14 protein-coding genes, 3 tRNA genes and 1 pseudogene are annotated in these 15,664 nt (G+C 48.4%); 10 read left to right on the forward strand and 8 right to left on the reverse strand.

Going from position 1 to position 15,664, the window contains the following annotated elements; all coding sequences use genetic code 11:
• Nucleotides 1-15: 15 nt before the first annotated feature.
• Entirely contained in the window at nt 16-459 is a 444-nt protein-coding gene (locus CIK99_RS08165; protein ID WP_094381040.1) for a DUF3127 domain-containing protein, read from the reverse strand.
• A 165-nt stretch (nt 460-624) separates the two neighbouring features.
• On the opposite strand from CIK99_RS08165, the gene dnaN reads away from it, so the two are divergent.
• The 6 genes from dnaN to CIK99_RS08200 all read left to right on the forward strand — a co-directional run bounded on the left by dnaN (nt 625) and on the right by CIK99_RS08200 (nt 8,402).
• Nucleotides 625-1,749 carry a DNA polymerase III subunit beta gene (gene dnaN, locus CIK99_RS08170; protein ID WP_094381075.1) on the forward strand — a complete coding sequence of 375 codons (1,125 nt, stop codon included), beginning with the start codon at nt 625-627 and terminating at the stop codon, nt 1,747-1,749.
• 41 nt (nt 1,750-1,790) lie between these two features.
• Nucleotides 1,791-2,645, forward strand: a complete 855-nt coding sequence (locus tag CIK99_RS08175; RefSeq protein WP_094381076.1) for a 3'-5' exonuclease — start codon at nt 1,791-1,793, stop codon at nt 2,643-2,645.
• Between the two features lie 15 nt (nt 2,646-2,660).
• Nucleotides 2,661-3,863, forward strand: a complete 1,203-nt coding sequence (gene coaBC, locus CIK99_RS08180) for a bifunctional phosphopantothenoylcysteine decarboxylase/phosphopantothenate--cysteine ligase CoaBC (RefSeq protein WP_094381041.1) — start codon at nt 2,661-2,663, stop codon at nt 3,861-3,863.
• Nucleotides 3,864-3,910: 47 nt separating this feature from the next.
• The gene (locus CIK99_RS08185; protein WP_094381077.1) at nt 3,911-4,825 is read left to right on the forward strand and encodes a DUF4835 family protein; all 915 of its coding nucleotides are present in this window, start codon (nt 3,911-3,913) and stop codon (nt 4,823-4,825) included.
• 3 nt (nt 4,826-4,828) lie between these two features.
• Complete coding sequence (gene recN, locus CIK99_RS08190; protein ID WP_094381042.1) at nt 4,829-6,490, forward strand: DNA repair protein RecN; 1,662 nt, start codon at nt 4,829-4,831, stop codon at nt 6,488-6,490.
• 166 nt (nt 6,491-6,656) lie between these two features.
• On the forward strand, nt 6,657-8,402 hold the full coding sequence (locus CIK99_RS08200) for a hypothetical protein (RefSeq protein WP_144007941.1): 1,746 nt from the start codon (nt 6,657-6,659) through the stop codon (nt 8,400-8,402).
• A 210-nt stretch (nt 8,403-8,612) separates the two neighbouring features.
• On the opposite strand, the gene CIK99_RS08205 is transcribed toward CIK99_RS08200, so the two are convergent.
• The 6 genes from CIK99_RS08205 to CIK99_RS08230 form a co-directional block, all read right to left on the reverse strand.
• Entirely contained in the window at nt 8,613-9,020 is a 408-nt protein-coding gene (locus CIK99_RS08205; RefSeq protein WP_094381045.1) for a DUF1573 domain-containing protein, read from the reverse strand.
• Nucleotides 9,021-9,213: 193 nt separating this feature from the next.
• Nucleotides 9,214-9,285 (reverse strand) — tRNA-Glu (locus CIK99_RS08210).
• A 37-nt stretch (nt 9,286-9,322) separates the two neighbouring features.
• Nucleotides 9,323-9,394, reverse strand: a tRNA-Glu gene (locus CIK99_RS08215).
• Between the two features lie 19 nt (nt 9,395-9,413).
• Nucleotides 9,414-9,501, reverse strand: a tRNA-Ser gene (locus CIK99_RS08220).
• A 118-nt stretch (nt 9,502-9,619) separates the two neighbouring features.
• Nucleotides 9,620-9,991: a hypothetical protein gene (locus CIK99_RS08225; RefSeq protein ID WP_094381046.1), complete on the reverse strand. Its 372-nt coding sequence runs from the start codon at nt 9,989-9,991 to the stop codon at nt 9,620-9,622.
• A gap of 21 nt (nt 9,992-10,012) precedes the next feature.
• On the reverse strand, nt 10,013-11,470 hold the full coding sequence (locus CIK99_RS08230) for an aminoacyl-histidine dipeptidase (RefSeq protein ID WP_094381047.1): 1,458 nt from the start codon (nt 11,468-11,470) through the stop codon (nt 10,013-10,015).
• Nucleotides 11,471-11,603: 133 nt separating this feature from the next.
• Here CIK99_RS08230 and CIK99_RS08235 point away from each other — a divergent pair, with 133 nt between their 5' ends.
• The 4 genes and pseudogenes from CIK99_RS08235 to CIK99_RS15765 form a co-directional block, all read left to right on the forward strand.
• A complete protein-coding gene (locus CIK99_RS08235; protein ID WP_371591003.1) occupies nt 11,604-11,804 on the forward strand; it encodes a hypothetical protein in 201 nt (66 codons plus the stop codon).
• 24 nt (nt 11,805-11,828) lie between these two features.
• Entirely contained in the window at nt 11,829-13,106 is a 1,278-nt protein-coding gene (locus tag CIK99_RS08240; protein ID WP_094381049.1) for an O-acetylhomoserine aminocarboxypropyltransferase/cysteine synthase family protein, read from the forward strand.
• Between the two features lie 51 nt (nt 13,107-13,157).
• Nucleotides 13,158-13,772 (forward strand): OmpH family outer membrane protein, encoded by a 615-nt coding sequence (locus CIK99_RS08245; protein WP_094381050.1) that lies wholly within the window; start codon nt 13,158-13,160, stop codon nt 13,770-13,772.
• A 983-nt stretch (nt 13,773-14,755) separates the two neighbouring features.
• A pseudogene (locus CIK99_RS15765) lies at nt 14,756-15,016 on the forward strand (HU family DNA-binding protein); the annotation flags it as partial.
• Here the strand turns inward: CIK99_RS15765 and CIK99_RS08255 are convergent.
• A complete protein-coding gene (locus tag CIK99_RS08255) occupies nt 15,017-15,505 on the reverse strand; it encodes a lipocalin family protein (protein WP_094381078.1) in 489 nt (162 codons plus the stop codon).
• Nucleotides 15,506-15,664: the final 159 nt, after the last annotated feature.

Consider the following 15,664-nt stretch of genomic DNA (forward strand, 5'->3'; position numbering starts at 1 on the left):
GGCGTGTAGCGCCTGTTAGAAAGGCAGGCCGTCCTTGCCGTCTTCGGCAGCAGGTTCCTGTGCTGGAGGGAAGGGAGCGGCCGACATGTTTGGTGCGGCGGTTGGAGCCACGCCAGGAGCAGGAGCTACACCTGGAGCTGGAGCCACGCCGGCAATGGGTGCCATGCCAACTCCAGGGTTAGGTTGTATGTTTCTGTTCACGCCCCATGCGCGTACATCATTGAACCATCGTCCTTGGTATTCGTGGCAGTCGATGTCGAACGACACCGTCATCTCTTCTCCCATTTGGATATTGAACTGGCTTATCTTGTCTTCGCCGAAAACTCTGAAACAACACTTCTTTGGATATGTCTCATGAGTTTCGATAACATAATCCTGCGATTTCCATGGGTTGCCGGTGCGCTGGGACACACCACCCTGTGCCGGGAGGACGGCAATGATTTTTCCTGTAATTTCCATAAGATTTTATATAATAATTATTGATGTTTTGTCGATTTTCAACGCAAAATTACAAATTAGTTTTAATTTATGCAACTTTTTCGGCATTATTTTTGTCATAATAGCTTTTTTTTGTATTTTTGTAGTCCATTAAAGAACAATAAGAACAAAAACGACAATAAAATTATGAAGTTTACACTATCAAGCACTGCGCTAAGCAACAAACTTTTTGCCTTGGCTAAAGTCATCAACAGCAAGAATTCTTTGCCTGTTCTGGCGGATTTCGTATTTAAGACAGAGGGAAACGTCCTTTTCATTACAACCTCTGATGGCGAGAATACTATGTCAACGACATTGGAACTGTCTGAATGTGACGCCAACGACTCATTTGCCATCGAGAACCACAACCTTCTTGAGGCGGTGAAGGGATTCTCAGAGCAGCCACTTACTTTCGATGTTGACAATAACAGCAAGAACGTAAAGATAATATATCAGAACGGACAATTCTCACTGCCTATCGACGAGGCTGACAACTTTCCTAAGCCGCAGACAGTGAGCGACATGGCACCAAACATCTCTTTGTCGTCAGCTCTTCTGGCGGAGAATATCACACGCAGCGTCTTCGCTACTGCACAAGATGAGTTGCGTCCAGTGATGAACGGAATATATTTCTGTATTTCTTCCGAAGGACTTGTTGTGGTGGCCACCGATGGTCATAAGCTGGTTAGAAACAGGATATTTGACATAAAGAGCGAGCAAGAGTCGTCGTTCATCTTGCCAAAGAAACCTGCCCTGCTGCTGAAAAACATGCTCGCAAAGGACGACAGCATAGTCTCAATGAAGTTTGATAACGCCAACGCAGAAGTGGTGTTTGGTGACACACGTCTCGTATGCCGTCTCATTGAGGGACGATATCCGAACTACAAGTCGGTTATCCCGCAAAACAATCCAAACACGATGACCATCGACCGCGATACGCTGCTCGGAGCCCTGAAGCGCGTGCAGCCATTTGCTAACGATACCAGCAAGCTTGTCAGATTCCGTATCGACAGCCATGTACTCCAGCTCGATGCTGAGGATTTCGACTTCTCAAAGACAGCCACTGAGCGTATGTCATGCGAGTATGACGGTACGCCAATGAGCATTGGTTTCAAGGGCAACTCCTTTATCGAGGTGCTAAACAATATCGAGGAGAGCGAGGTGGCGCTGAAGTTGAGTGATCCCAGCCGTGCCGGCATCGTGGTGCCTTCCGTTCAACAGGAAAACCAAGACCTGCTGATGCTGCTCATGCCGATGTTGCTCAACGATTAGTAAGTCCAAGTGCCACATCATTATTGAACAAGAATACACACATGAAACTCAATATACAGAAACCATTGGTCATATTTGACCTTGAAACTACAGGACTCGACTTCTGCAAAGACCGAGTAATACAATTGTCATATATAAAGGTGATGCCCGATGGCGAAGAGAAAAGGGTAAACCTCACCATCAACCCTCTCATCCCCATACCGCAGTTCATCACCGAACTAACAGGCATCTCTGACGCTGACGTAGCTGATAAGCCATCGTTCAAGGAACTTGCCCCACAGCTGGCGGAAGAGTTCAAGGGATGCGACCTTGCAGGATACAACTCAAACAACTTCGATATTCCCATGCTCTGCGAGGAATTTCTCAGGGCAGGCATCGATTTCGATTTCAGCAAAAGTCGCATGATCGACGCCATGGCGATATTCAGGAAGCAAGAGCGCCGTAATCTCGCCGCTGCATACAAGTTCTACTGTGGGAGAAAAATGGAAGAAGACTTCGAGGCACACAGGGCTGACCAAGACACCGAAGCCACCTACCGCGTCCTCATGGGACAGCTTGACAAATATAGCGAGGAAAACGAACCAGAGGCTGAACGTCGATTGGTCAACGATATGCAGTTTCTCGCAGATTTCTCTAAGCAGAACGACAACGTGGATTTCGCTGGACGCATCGTCTGGGCTGAAAAGAAAGACGCGCAAGGCAATGTTGTAAAGGACAAGGACGGCAACGCCGTGAAGGTAGAAGTGTTCAACTTCGGAAAATATAAGGGACAAGAGGTAGCAATCGTGCTGCATAACGATCCTGGTTATTACAGTTGGATGCTGCAAAACGATTTTACCAACAATACAAAGCAAGTGCTCACACGCATAAGACTGCGCGAGAGCAGGATGATGTAAGTTGACCAGAAAGATATGCTCAAAGGTAAGAAAATTGTTTTAGGCATCACAGGCTCTATTGCAGCCTATAAAGCATGCCTTGTAATTCGCGAACTGGTGAAGAGGGGAGCGGAGGTGCAGGTGGTCATCACTCCGGCAGGAAAGGAGTTTATCACGCCGATTACACTTTCCACTCTCACTCAGAAACCAGTAGTTAGCGAGTTTTTCTCGCAGCGTGACGGCACATGGAACAGCCATGTCGCCCTAGGTCTCTGGGCTGACGCTATGCTCATTGCGCCATGTACAGCCTCCACTCTTGGCAAGATGGCTAACGGCGTGGCAGACAATATGCTCGTCACCACTTATCTCTCAATGAAGGCCCCCGTATTCATAGCTCCAGCCATGGATCTTGACATGTATGCCCATCCTTCAACTGCCAGAAACATCCAGAGATTGAAGGAATACGGCAATCTCTTTATCGAACCCGCAAGCGGATTTCTTGCCAGCGGATTGGAGGGAAAGGGAAGAATGCAGGAACCGGAGGTCATCGTCGATGAACTTGACAACTTCTTCGAACCAAAAGACCTTGAAGGTAAAGATATTCTCATCACGGCAGGACCAACATACGAGAAAATCGACCCCGTGAGGTTTATCGGCAACTACTCGAGCGGGAAGATGGGGTTTGCTCTCGCCGAGGAGTGCGCACGAAGAGGAGCTCATGTTCGACTCGTATCTGGACCGGTAAGCATCAAGGCAAATCACAGCAACATAGAACGCATCGACGTTGAAAGCGCACAACAGATGTATGACGCATGTTTAGAGAGATTCGACAAGGTTGACGCCGCCATACTTTGCGCCGCCGTGGCCGACTATCGTCCCGAACATTCAGCCACGGAGAAGATAAAACGCACTGCCGACGACATGTGTCTCAGACTATTGCCAAACAAAGATATCGCGGCAGAGCTGGGGAAGAGAAAAACCGCAGGGCAGACACTCGTCGGATTTGCACTTGAGACTGACCACGAAAAGATGCATGCCATTGAAAAACTCAAGAAGAAAAACCTCGACTTTATCGTGCTCAACTCACTTCAGAACAAAGGCACGTGCTTTATGAGCGACGAGAATCAGATCACGATACTCTCAGCCCAAGGCTCCACAGAATACGAACGCAAATCCAAGGCCGACGGGGCAAGAGATATTGTGGAACATCTGGTGAAGACCATGTACGACAAACATTGACGCACGCCCATGGTTCGGGTACACCTATCATAATAATACACGTCACGATGAAGAAAAATGTCTATATCATGTTGATAACGGCACTTGTCGCGCTTTTTAATATGAAAGCTGCGGGACAGGAACTGTCAACTAAGGTGGTGATAAACAGTACCAAGGTGGGTGTGACAGACAAAAGTGTGTTCGACAATCTGCAACAGACACTTGAACAGTTTGTCAACGATCGCCAATGGACAGAACTGCAGTTCCAAAAAAACGAACGCATCGTCTGCAATTTCAATATCACTATCGACAAGTATGACAAGACAAATAACATGTTTGAGTGTACCGCCCTCATTCAAGCCAATCGTCCCGTGTATAACAGCCAGTACACCACCACACTCTACAACAACAAAGACGCCAACTTTAACTTTGAGTTTGCGGAGTTCGACCAGCTCAACTTCAACGAGGAGACTGTAGATAACCAACTGACTGCACTCGTAGCATATTACGCCTACCTCATCATAGGACTTGATCTCGATAGCTTCGCACCGCTTGGCGGCTCAGAGATCCTTCAGCGTTGCTACAACCTTGTCAACAATGCGCAGAACCTCAACTTCCCAGGATGGAAGGCGTTTGACAACAGCCGCAACCGTTTTGCCATCATCAACGACTATCTTGACGAGTCGATGAAACCATTCCGCCAACTGCAGTACGACTACTATCGCAAGGGCCTCGACGAGATGGCCAACAACGTGGAACGAGGTAGGACAAACATCAGCGACGCCCTTGTCAACGGACTGAAGAAAAGCCACGACAACAGACCGCTTAGTCTCTTGCCGCAGATATGGACCGACTATAAGCTCGACGAACTGACGAGCATATACAAAGGAAAAGGGACACAGAAAGAAAAGGAAGAAATATACGAACTGCTCATGAGTATCAACGCTTCGCAAGCTAATGAGTGGGAAAAAGTAAAACAATGATTTATGCTGAAACAACTCTATATAAGAAACTTTACGCTCATCGAGCGACTTGACATGACGTTCCGCGAAGGATTCTCCGTCATCACTGGAGAGACGGGAGCTGGAAAGAGTATCATCCTTGGGGCAATAGGGCTGCTCAAAGGACAACGGGCAGACTCGAAACTCATCAAACGCGGTGCTGACAAATGTGTCATAGAGGCGCATTTCGATCTCTCACGATACGGAATGGAGGCATTCTTCATCGACAACGACGTGGAATATGACCCAGACGACTGTATCGTCAGAAGAGAGATTACTGCCTCGGGCAAGAGTCGTGCTTTCGTCAACGATACACCAGTGCCGCTGTCGGTGCTGAAAGAACTTGGAGAACAGCTCATCGACGTGCATAGCCAACACCAGAACCTATTGCTCGGTACGCAAGACTTCCAGATGGAAGTGGTTGATATTATAGCAGACGACCGTCATCTCATCAATGATTATCGGGCGGCATTTGACAAATATAGACTCAAACAGTACCAACTTGATGAGATGCGACGGCAGATAGAAAACAACAAGGCCAACGCCGACTTCCTACAGTATCAGTATGACGAGCTCTCTGCCGCCTCGCTGGTCGAAGACGAACAGAAAGAACTTGAGGCCTTGTCAAACCAGATGAGCCACTACGAGGACATAAAGACCGCTCTCTACCAAGCTGATAACGCACTCTCTGGGGAGGGAAATGGAGTAACTGAGAATCTCCGCACAGCCATCAACGCTCTTCACTCCATAGAGAGTGTAATGCCTAAGGCTGGCGAGTTGGCAAGTCGTATGGATGCCGACTATATCGACCTTAAGGATATTGCTGATGAAGTAGAGGCGCAACTTGACAACGTTGATTTCGACCCAAAGAGGCTCGACAACATCAACGATAGGCTCGATAAGATATACAGTCTCGAAAAGAAATACCATCTTGACACTGTGGAGCAGCTCATCCATATGCGCGATACGCTGAGGAAACAACTCGAAAATATAGAAAACGGCGATGGCGACCTTCGTATTTTGGAGGGTGAGGTGGAGAAGACGCATAAGGAAGCTGAGGCAAAGGCTGCGACGCTTTCTGAGGCAAGGCACAAGGCGGCGAGGAAGATAGAGAAAGAGATAAGCCAGCGTCTCGTTTCCCTTGGCATGCCGAATATTCAGTTTGTCATCTGCCTCACTTCTACCGACCTTACTCCCTCAGGTGCAGATAAGGTGGCATACATGTTCAGTGCCAACAAAAATGTGCCGCTCCAACCAGCCGCCCAGGTTGCGTCGGGTGGTGAGATAGCTCGTCTGATGCTTTCGCTGAAAGCTATGATAAGTGGTGCGGTAAAGTTGCCGACGATAATATTTGACGAGATAGATACAGGCGTGAGCGGGAAGATAGCCGAGCGAATGGCAGAGATAATGTGTGAGATGGGCAATAACGAGAGACAAGTGATCAGCATCACCCATCTGCCCCAGATAGCCGCCATGGGAGCCACTCACTACAAGGTATTTAAGGAGGACAAGGATGATGTCACCGTGAGCACCATGACGATGCTCTCAGCAGAAGACCGAGTGAGAGAGATTGCCCAGATGCTCAGCGGCAGCGACATATCCGAAGCGGCCATAAATAACGCCAAAGCGCTGCTAAAATATAAATAATTGGCCGGAGTTTTCCGGATAATCTGGATATTCCAGAGTATCCGGAAAATCCGGAAAATCCGGAAAATCCGGAACTCCCGGAACTCCCGGAACTCCCGGAACTCCCGGAAATTCATAGAAATTCCAGATTACCTGGACACTCCGGAAATAAAAAAATAAAATAAAAATGAAAAGACTGATAAACATAATTGTTGCCATGCTCTTCTGTTGCATGGTAGTGGCCCAGCCAAGCAGTTGGGCAAAGAAAGCGGTAAAGTCGCTCTTTACCATAAAGACATTTGATGCTAACGGAGCACTGCTCGGAAGCGGCAATGGGTTTTTCATCGGCGAAAACGGTGAAGCGGTAAGCAACTGCACTCCCTTCATTGGAGCCGCCAAAGCCATCGTCATCGATGCCGGGGGAAAACAGTACGACGTAGATAGGATAGTAGGTGCAAACGAGATCTACGATGTAGCTCAATTTCATGTAAACATTAAACGAAGCCTGCCTCTCTCAGTTGCTACTACTGCAGACGTCGAGAGCGTAGTGTTTATATTGCCTTATGCACAGAAGATTGCGAGACCTATCGAGAGTAAGGTGACAAAGATTGAAAAGGTGGGAGCTGACTATAGCTACTATACTATAACACTTAATGCATTAGATAATGGAGCTGTTTCTGAGAAGGGAAATGGCTCTGTTTTGAATGGTGCTGGTTCAAAGAAAGAAAATGGTTTGGCGGCAGTGAATGCTGTGGGCTCTCCAGTGCTGAATGCTGCTGGCGAGGTAGTGGGGATGCTGCAGGCTGCTATGGATGGAGAGAGGCAGTATGCTGTGAGCGTGAAGATGGCAACGGACTTCAAGCCTTCGCCACTGGCAATAAACGACCCTACACTGAGACAGATAAAGATTAAGAAGGCCCTTCCTGATGACGTGGAAGAAGCTCTCGTTGCCTTGTATCTGGGAACGTCAAATCTAGACTCTCTTGCCGTAAACACTCTTATAGATGACTTCATAACCAAGTTCCCAACGTCAATCGACGGATATGCCTACAGGGCAGACCGTGCTTTTAGGGCTCTTGATTTTAAGGCTGCTGACGACGATCTCCTTGCCGCAATCAAAATGGGAGAGAAAAAAGAATATGCGCATTATAACTATGCAAAGATGATGTTCGACAAACTGGTCTATCTTCCCGAAAAACCTTTCGACGCTTGGACACTTGACAAGGCAAAGGCTGAGATTGACCAGGCTATAGCCATTGCCGATGAGCCAGGATTCGGAAAACTTAACGCCCAGATCCTGTTTGCTCAGAAGAAATATGACGAGTCTGCAAAGGTCTATCAGTCGCTCGTTGACCGTGGCGATGCTTTGGCGGAGAACTACTACGGCATGGCACGATGCAAGGCTATGCTCAAAGACACCACGGCTTGTTTGGCCATGCTTGATAGTGCTGTCGCCACGTTCAGCCGCCCATATCTCAAGGAGGCGGGCTTTTATATCCTCGAACGTGGTAAGATGCTGATGGACATGGGTAAATATCGTCTCGCTGTCAACGACCTGAACGACTACGAGCAACTGATGATAACTCATGTGAACGACAACTTCTATTATCTTCGTTCGCAGGCAGAGGTTAGTGGTCGCCTTTTTAAGCAGGCTCTTGACGACCTTGACAAGGCCTTGTCGTTGAGTCCGGGCAACACTCTCTACCTTTCGGAGAAGGCATCCCTACAGTTGCGCGTGGGGCTTACCGACGATGCGATGGCGACGGCTAAGGAGTGTATCAAGGTCAATCCCGACCTCAGCGACGGTTATCTCTTCCTTGGTGTGGCGCAGTGTGTGAAGGGCATGAAAGACGAAGGACTGAAAAACCTCGAGAAGGCGAAGACTATGGGTGAGGCGCAAGCACAGGCTTTCATCGAAAAGTATTCGAAATAATGGATATAGCATCCGCCTTATTCGATAAAAAGGGAATATCCGCCTTATTCGATAAAAAGGGAATATCCGCCTCATTCGATAAAAATGGAATATTCGTCGTATTCGGCGATTGTTTACAAAAAAAAGAGTCAGGGGTTAAGGATTCAGTGTATCCTTAACCCCTGACATTTTTTCAATCGTCTTTTTTCTGCTTTTTTTGAAATAAATACCTTATTTCTTAGCTTCTTCCATTTCGCCTTCTACATAGAGTCGGGTCATCTCAATGACTCCGTTAGTGCGGACAGTGATCGACTTCTTGAAGTGTCCTGGAAACTTGCCAGCTCCGTTGTATGTAACTTTTATCTGTCCCTTTTCACCCGGTTTGATGGGTGTTTTGGGATATTCAGGCACAGTGCATCCGCAGCTTGCTATGGCCTGATTGATGATCAATGGAGCGTTGCCAGCATTGACGAAGTTGAAGACACATGTCACCTTTGGCGACGATTCAGAGAATTTTCCGAAGTCGTGTGTTATTCTTTCAAACTGAATGTCAGCCTGAGGTTGTTTCTTGTCTGCCTGCTGTGCGAAGCCTGCCATAGTGCAAAGCACCATCAGCGTCATAAGTAAAATTTTCTTCATCTTTTTTCTCGTTAAAAATTAATCTGCCGCAAAGGTACAGATTTTTTGAATATTACGCAACCCTCTGCGGTAGTTTGTAGTATAAAACATGTTAATTCTCGTGTATATTTCGCTATTTTGTGCAAAAAAAATCGCTCAAGAAGCATAATTAGCCACCGAGCGAACAATCACATTTATGAAAAACTTTTTTGCGTAGTGGATAGGGGAATCGAACCCCTATGCCAAGATTGAGAATCTTGTATCCTAACCATTAGATGAATCCACCATCATCATGTCTCTTTTGCATTTGAAAGCCTCTTCGGTAGTGGATAGGGGAATCGAACCCCTATGCCAAGATTGAGAATCTTGTATCCTAACCATTAGATGAATCCACCATCTACCTTGAAAGGGCTGCGGAAGCTGGGGGATTCGAACCCCCGGTACGATAAACTCGCACGGCAGTTTAGCAAACTGCTGGTTTCAGCCACTCACCCAAACTTCCATTTACGGCGTTTACCGCAGCACTTTCCCTCAAATGCGGTGCAAAGGTACTAACTTTTTTTCATTCTGCCAAATCTTTTCTCTGTTTTTTTCGGTTTTCATAGAAAAAAGGGGCTAAATCAGTTGTTTTTCACCGCTACTACCTTTCCAAGTGACTCGTCGAGATAGTAAGTGTCGCAAAAATCGTTTTTTTCTATTTTGTAGTTCACCCTCAGGATGTAGAGCATGTTTCGTGCCGAAGGCGACGCGTAGGTAAGTCCTTTCTTGTATCGTCCGTTATTCTCGGCGTTGTGTCTTATCATCGTGAGTGTCGAGTCTTTTATCTTCTGTGTGGAGTCGAGTTGGCTGAAGCCTGTTATCTTCATGCCCTTTGCGTTGTTGAGATTGGCTGCCATAAATTCCTCGACGGCCGTCTCGGCATTGCCCTGCCTGCCGTCGCATGAGACGGTAAGCAGAGCAATACATATTATTATATATAAGGTGTGTTTCATTTGTCGAATGTTGTGTGGCAATTATTTCACTGGCACTTCTTTGAGTACTGCGAGGAGATGATCCCACACCATCTGGACGGTAGGGATGTGAATGCGTTCCTCGGGAGTGTGTACGAAGCGTAGGGTAGGGCCGAACGACACCATGTCGAGGTTGGGGTATCTTTCTGAGAACAGTCCGCATTCCAGTCCGGCATGTATTCCGCGTACTATCGGGTCTTTGCCGAAGAGTCGCTTGTAGGTGTCAACCACGGTCTTTGTGAGTTGGCTGTTGGGGTTCATCTTCCATGCTGGATAGCCGTCGTTTTGTTCCACGCTTGCTCCGGCGAGTTCGAAGAGAGCCTTGATGGTGTTGCACATGTTGTCGAGGTTGCTCATCACGTTGCTTCGCTGCGAGCTCACCGCCTTGATACAGTTCTCCTCGGTTACGATGCTTGCTATGTTGCTCGATGTCTCCACCATTCCTCCGAGTGCCTCGTCCTGGCAGATGGCAAACACGCCGTTGTCCACGGCCTGCATGGCGCGTATGAAGTTGTCGGACATGGCCTTTGGCAGCACTTTCTCAGCCTCTGTACTCTGCATGCTGGCTTCAAGGGCAGAGTCGGTGACGTGGTATTCCTCTTCCACCTGGCTGATAAATATGTTCCAGTCAACCCTTACCGTTTCCTTCTCGCAGGTGGGTACGGCAATCTTAAACTTGCCGTCGCGCGGTATGGCGTTGTGCATCTTTCCTGAGTTGAACTGTGCGAGTCTGATAGGCATTTTCTCCATTTCGAGATAGAGGAATCGGGCGAGGATCTTTATGGCGTTGGCGCGTTTTTTGTCGATGTCGTCGCCCGAGTGTCCGCCTTGTAGGCCTTTTATAGCGCCTTCGATGAAGAAGTAGTCCTCTGGCGCGTCCTCTCTTGTGAAGTCAAACTGTGCGAATGTGGAACGTCCTCCAGCGCAGCTGACGAAGATCTGTCCCTCGTCCTCGCTGTCGAGGTTGATGAGCATGTCGCCGGTCATGAATCCTGCTTCCATGCCGCTGGCTCCTGTGAGCTGTGTCTCCTCGTCGCGTGTAAAAACGCACTCGATAGGTCCGTGCTCGATGTCGTTACTGTCGAGCAAGGCGAGCTCCATGGCGCATCCTATGCCGTCGTCAGCTCCGAGGGTGGTGCCTTTGGCTGTGAGCCATTCACCATCGATATAGGTCTGTATGGCGTCGTTGTCGAAGTCGAAGTCCACATCTACGAGTTTGTCGCACACCATGTCCATGTGGCTTTGTAGTATCACGGTCTTCCTGTCCTCGTATCCCGGAGTGGCAGGTTTGCGTATTATAACGTTGCCTGTCTTATCGACTTGTGTGTCCAGATTGTGGCTTTCACCCCATTTTCTTAAGTAGTCGATCATCTTCTCTTCACGCTTCGAAGGGCGTGGAATTTCGTTGATTCGGGCAAACTGCTCGAACACGCATGCGGGTTTTAATACAGTTTTAGTCATTATTTTGTTATTTTTTTATGATATATGTCCGATAATTAATTTATTTGTAGTACCTTTGCGGCGCAAAACCACTGCAAAAGTAATAAATATGTTTGAGATTCTACTATCATCCGCGTTAATAATTGCTATAAGCATGGCATTTTTATGCGTAAAAGTCATTTTCAGGCGCAATGGCACCTTCAAGTCGCAGCATATTCACGACAGCGAGGCGATGAAGGAGCGCGGCATACACTGTGTCATGGACCAGGACCGTGAGGCACGCACACCCGTGAAGAGTGCTGTGGCTGAGAGGCGCGACGCGAGGCGGTCTGCCGACAGTGGTAAGGAACAGTAAAACAAGAAAAACGATATAACAATAATGGAAAAGAACTTAAGACAAGCATCGCTATGTATCCATTCGGGATACGAGCCAAAGAACGGAGAACCCGTGGAACTGCCCATCGTCCAGAGCACCACGTTTAAGTATGAGAGCAGCGACGAGATGGCAAAACTCTTCGACCTTGAGCGTGATGGATATTTCTATACTCGTCTCGCCAATCCCACCAACGACGCTGTGGCATGCAAGATAGCCGCACTCGAGGGTGGTATAGGTGCGGTGCTAACGTCATCGGGGCAGGCAGCCAATTTCTTCGCTGTGTTTAACATCTGCGAGGCGGGCGGACATATTGTCGCCTCCAACGAGATCTACGGCGGCACGTACAACTTATTTGGCGTGACGCTGAAGAAGCTCGGCATCGACTGCACCTTCGTCAGTCCCGACGCTACTGAGGAAGAGATAGGACAAGCCTTCCGCCCCAATACCAAGGCTCTTTTCGGCGAGACCATCTCAAATCCCGGCTGCAAGGTGCTTGACATAGAGAAGTTTGCACGCATAGCCCACAGTCACGGCGTGCCACTCGTCGTGGACAACACCTTTGCCACGCCCATTAACTGCCGTCCGTTTGAGTGGGGATGCGACATCGTCACCCATTCCACCACGAAGTATATGGACGGCCATGCCACCCAAGTGGGCGGATGTGTGGTCGATAGCGGCAATTTCGACTGGATGGCACATGCCGATAAGTATCCCGGACTGTGTACATCCGACGAGTCGTACCACGGTCTCACCTATGCCAAAGACTTCGGCAAGAAGGGTTACATCACCAAGATCGTGGCGCAGCTGATGCGTGACTTCGGCTCAACGCCTGCTCCCCAGAACTCGTTTCTGCTCAACTTAGGACTTGAGACGCTTGCCGTGCGTATGGAGCGCCATTGCAGCAATGCGCAGCGCGTGGCGGAGTATCTCAGCGCCGACCCGCGCGTGGCGTGGGTGCGCTATTCAGGTTTGCCTGGCGACAGCAGCCATGCCCTTGCCATAAAATATATGCCTGGTGGCAGCTGTGGCGTGATAGCTTTCGGTCTTAAAGGTAGCCGCGAGACCGCCATTAAGTTTATGGACTCGCTGAAGATGATCAACATCGCCACCCATGTGGCCGACCTTCGCACCTGTGTGCTCCATCCCGCCAGTCACACACATCGCCAGCTCTCTGACGAGCAGCTCCGCGCGGCAGGCATTGCACCTGAGTTTATCCGTCTCTCGGTGGGCTTGGAAGACGCCGACGACATCATCGACGACATCAAGCAGGCGTTGGGATGAGAAATAGGAATATTGAAGTAATAAAGGATTCTAAATAATAAAGATAAAGAAATGAACAAGAGAAACATTTTCCGCACGCTGAGCGTAGCTGCCCTTGCCGCCGTAATGCTCACATCGTGCAACAACTCGGCACCAAAGATGGACGAGAAGCAAGAAGCTGCACAGCCAGCAGGTAGCACCGACATGAAGATAGCCTTTGTAGAGGTTGACTCGATCATGTCGCAGTATAAGTTCTGTAAGGAGTACTCGCTCGTGCTCCAGAAGAAGAGCAACAACGCCCGCAACACCCTCGCCGCCAAAGAGAAACAGCTGCAGGCAGCCGCCGCCAACTTCCAACAGAAGTTGCAGAATAACGGCTTTGCCAGCCGCCAGCAGGCTGAGAGCGTGCAGGCAGCCATCCAGCGTCAGGGCCAGGACCTTCAGGAACTCCAGAACCGCCTCGGCTCAGAGCTCGACTCAGAGACCGCGAAGTTTAATGCCGCCCTGCGCGATTCTATCCAGAACTTCCTCAAGGACTACAACAAGTCGAAGAAGTACGACCTCATCATCTCCAAGGCAGGCGACAATATCCTCTATGCCGACAAGCGTCATGACATCACCATGGACGTAATCAACGGCCTCAACAACCGTTATAAGTCAACTATCAAGGCAGCTGAGAAGAAGTAGGAGAGGGGAGAAGAAAATTTTTTTTTGATTATTACGTTATGTGAAGGCGGCGCTTGGAAATATTTACCCTGAGTGCCGCCTTTTTTGGGGTGGGAAATCTTTGCTGCTACGACATTTCTCTTTCCCTTCAGCTCGACGGGCGTGAACTTAGCTATCCCCGCCATTTCTTCCCTCAATTCCATTCATGCCTCGAATATTTTACTTGCCGAGATGCAACTTTTCCTATGCAAAGATAGTAATTTTATTGTTACGCTCCAAATTTTTTGAAAAGAAAATAGTTCTGAAAAGACATTGGTGTGGTCATCACGGTCATTATGGTCAAAGTCATTTTGGTCATTTTCGTTTCGGGGATGTGTTTTCAGTGCCACTATATAAATATAATTAAAATTATATTTATATAGTGAGTCGGAAAGAGAGTGCGAAATCCTTTTTGACCTTAATGACCAATGACCTTAATGACCGCGTCTCGCTATGCTCAAAGTGAAAAGTGAAGAGTGAAAAGTGAAGAGTGAAAATTGAAGAGTTGTGGTCAAAGTGGTCATTATGGTCAAAGTCATTTTGGTCATTTTCGTTTCGGGGATGTGTTTTCAGTGCCACTATATAAATATAATTAAAATTATATTTTATATAGTGAGTCGGAAAGAGAGTGCGAAATCCTTTTTGACCTTAATGACCAATGACCTTAATGACCGCGTCTCGCTATGCTCAAAGTGAAAAGTGAAGAGTGAAAAGTGAAGAGTTGTGGTCATTTGGTCATTGGTCATTATGGTCATTTTCGTTTTTCAATTTCACTTCCCCCCATAAACCAGAAACTATACACCATAAACCTTCATCACAAGTGTCGGGAAACTGACGATGGACCTTCGGGAAAAGTATTGCAGAATCAGGCAAAATGTCGTACCTTTGCAGCAGATTTGAGTGATACCTCATTTCAGTCATCACTTATCACCGAAGGTGGTCTTAATTTATGACTGGCGCCGGTCATAAGAGACGGCAAATCTTCGCCTGAGGATGTGGCTCTCGTGGCTACCGAGAAGCAGAATGCTTTCGCCATCGCGCAGTATGCCGACGTGATGACCATCGAGAAGTTCGCCAAGCACATCGCCACCCACGGCTGCGTCTATTCACGTGCCGACATCAGCGCAATCCTCTACATGGCAGTCGATTGCATGCGCGAGCAGCTCCTCGAAGGCAAGAAGATTCGCCTTGGCGATCTGGGTGATTTCAGTGTCTCGCTCCAGTCGTCATTGTGCAGCGTTGCAGGCAGCCTGCACTTCGGCAGGCACTTCGGCGCAGCGTTCGTAATGGCAGACGTCGGCGGGATAGTCCTTGGCGGTCCATATCATCGAACCGCTGGCTACGAGACGGGTGACGATGTAGGAATGAGCCCATTCGCCACGGTCGTAGTCGTAGCTGCCGCTGATGACATAGCCGAGATATGGGTCGGAGGCGACGCTGAACGTGCCGGTGATATGACGGCCATACATGCTGTCAAACGACTGGTAGATGTCGAACGTCTGCTCGCGACGGTTGAAGACGATATAGCAATAGACGCCATCGGGCACTGGTTCGCCGTCGTTCCACGTGACAAGGCGCCACGTACCATGGAGATTGGCGGGAGTGACTTCTAACGAAGGCTCTTCCTCGATGTCGTCGTCGCTGCTACAGGACACAAGTGCCAAGGACAGCAGCACTGCAATGAGGAGAGTGAAAAGGTGTTTTACGTATTTCATTGTTATTCTTGTTGTTTATTATTTCTATTGATGTAAAGGATTTTTGCGATTCTTCCTAATACCAATGCGTGGCATCTGCGGCGGGCGGTCTTACATAAAGTAGAGACCCTACATCGGCGACAATCAGCGACAAACAGCGGCAATCAACTTGTCAACTAA

This window comes from Prevotella sp. P5-92, from assembly GCF_002251245.1.
Lineage (GTDB): Bacteria > Bacteroidota > Bacteroidia > Bacteroidales > Bacteroidaceae > Prevotella.

Excerpts from the sequence above, each read along its gene's own strand:
- CIK99_RS08255 (WP_094381078.1), bottom strand. The coding sequence starts at position 15,505 with ATGAAATACGTAAAACACCTTTTCACTCTCCTCATTGCAGTGCTGCTG.
- CIK99_RS08200 (WP_144007941.1), top strand. The coding sequence starts at position 6,657 with ATGAAAAGACTGATAAACATAATTGTTGCCATGCTCTTCTGTTGCATG.
- coaBC (WP_094381041.1), top strand. The coding sequence starts at position 2,661 with ATGCTCAAAGGTAAGAAAATTGTTTTAGGCATCACAGGCTCTATTGCA.
- dnaN (WP_094381075.1), top strand. The coding sequence starts at position 625 with ATGAAGTTTACACTATCAAGCACTGCGCTAAGCAACAAACTTTTTGCC.
- CIK99_RS08185 (WP_094381077.1), top strand. The coding sequence starts at position 3,911 with ATGAAGAAAAATGTCTATATCATGTTGATAACGGCACTTGTCGCGCTT.
- CIK99_RS08165 (WP_094381040.1), bottom strand. The coding sequence starts at position 459 with ATGGAAATTACAGGAAAAATCATTGCCGTCCTCCCGGCACAGGGTGGT.
- CIK99_RS08175 (WP_094381076.1), top strand. The coding sequence starts at position 1,791 with ATGAAACTCAATATACAGAAACCATTGGTCATATTTGACCTTGAAACT.
- CIK99_RS08225 (WP_094381046.1), bottom strand. The coding sequence starts at position 9,991 with ATGAAACACACCTTATATATAATAATATGTATTGCTCTGCTTACCGTC.
- recN (WP_094381042.1), top strand. The coding sequence starts at position 4,829 with ATGCTGAAACAACTCTATATAAGAAACTTTACGCTCATCGAGCGACTT.
- CIK99_RS08235 (WP_371591003.1), top strand. The coding sequence starts at position 11,604 with ATGGCATTTTTATGCGTAAAAGTCATTTTCAGGCGCAATGGCACCTTC.
- CIK99_RS08240 (WP_094381049.1), top strand. The coding sequence starts at position 11,829 with ATGGAAAAGAACTTAAGACAAGCATCGCTATGTATCCATTCGGGATAC.
- CIK99_RS08230 (WP_094381047.1), bottom strand. The coding sequence starts at position 11,470 with ATGACTAAAACTGTATTAAAACCCGCATGCGTGTTCGAGCAGTTTGCC.
- CIK99_RS08205 (WP_094381045.1), bottom strand. The coding sequence starts at position 9,020 with ATGAAGAAAATTTTACTTATGACGCTGATGGTGCTTTGCACTATGGCA.
- CIK99_RS08245 (WP_094381050.1), top strand. The coding sequence starts at position 13,158 with ATGAACAAGAGAAACATTTTCCGCACGCTGAGCGTAGCTGCCCTTGCC.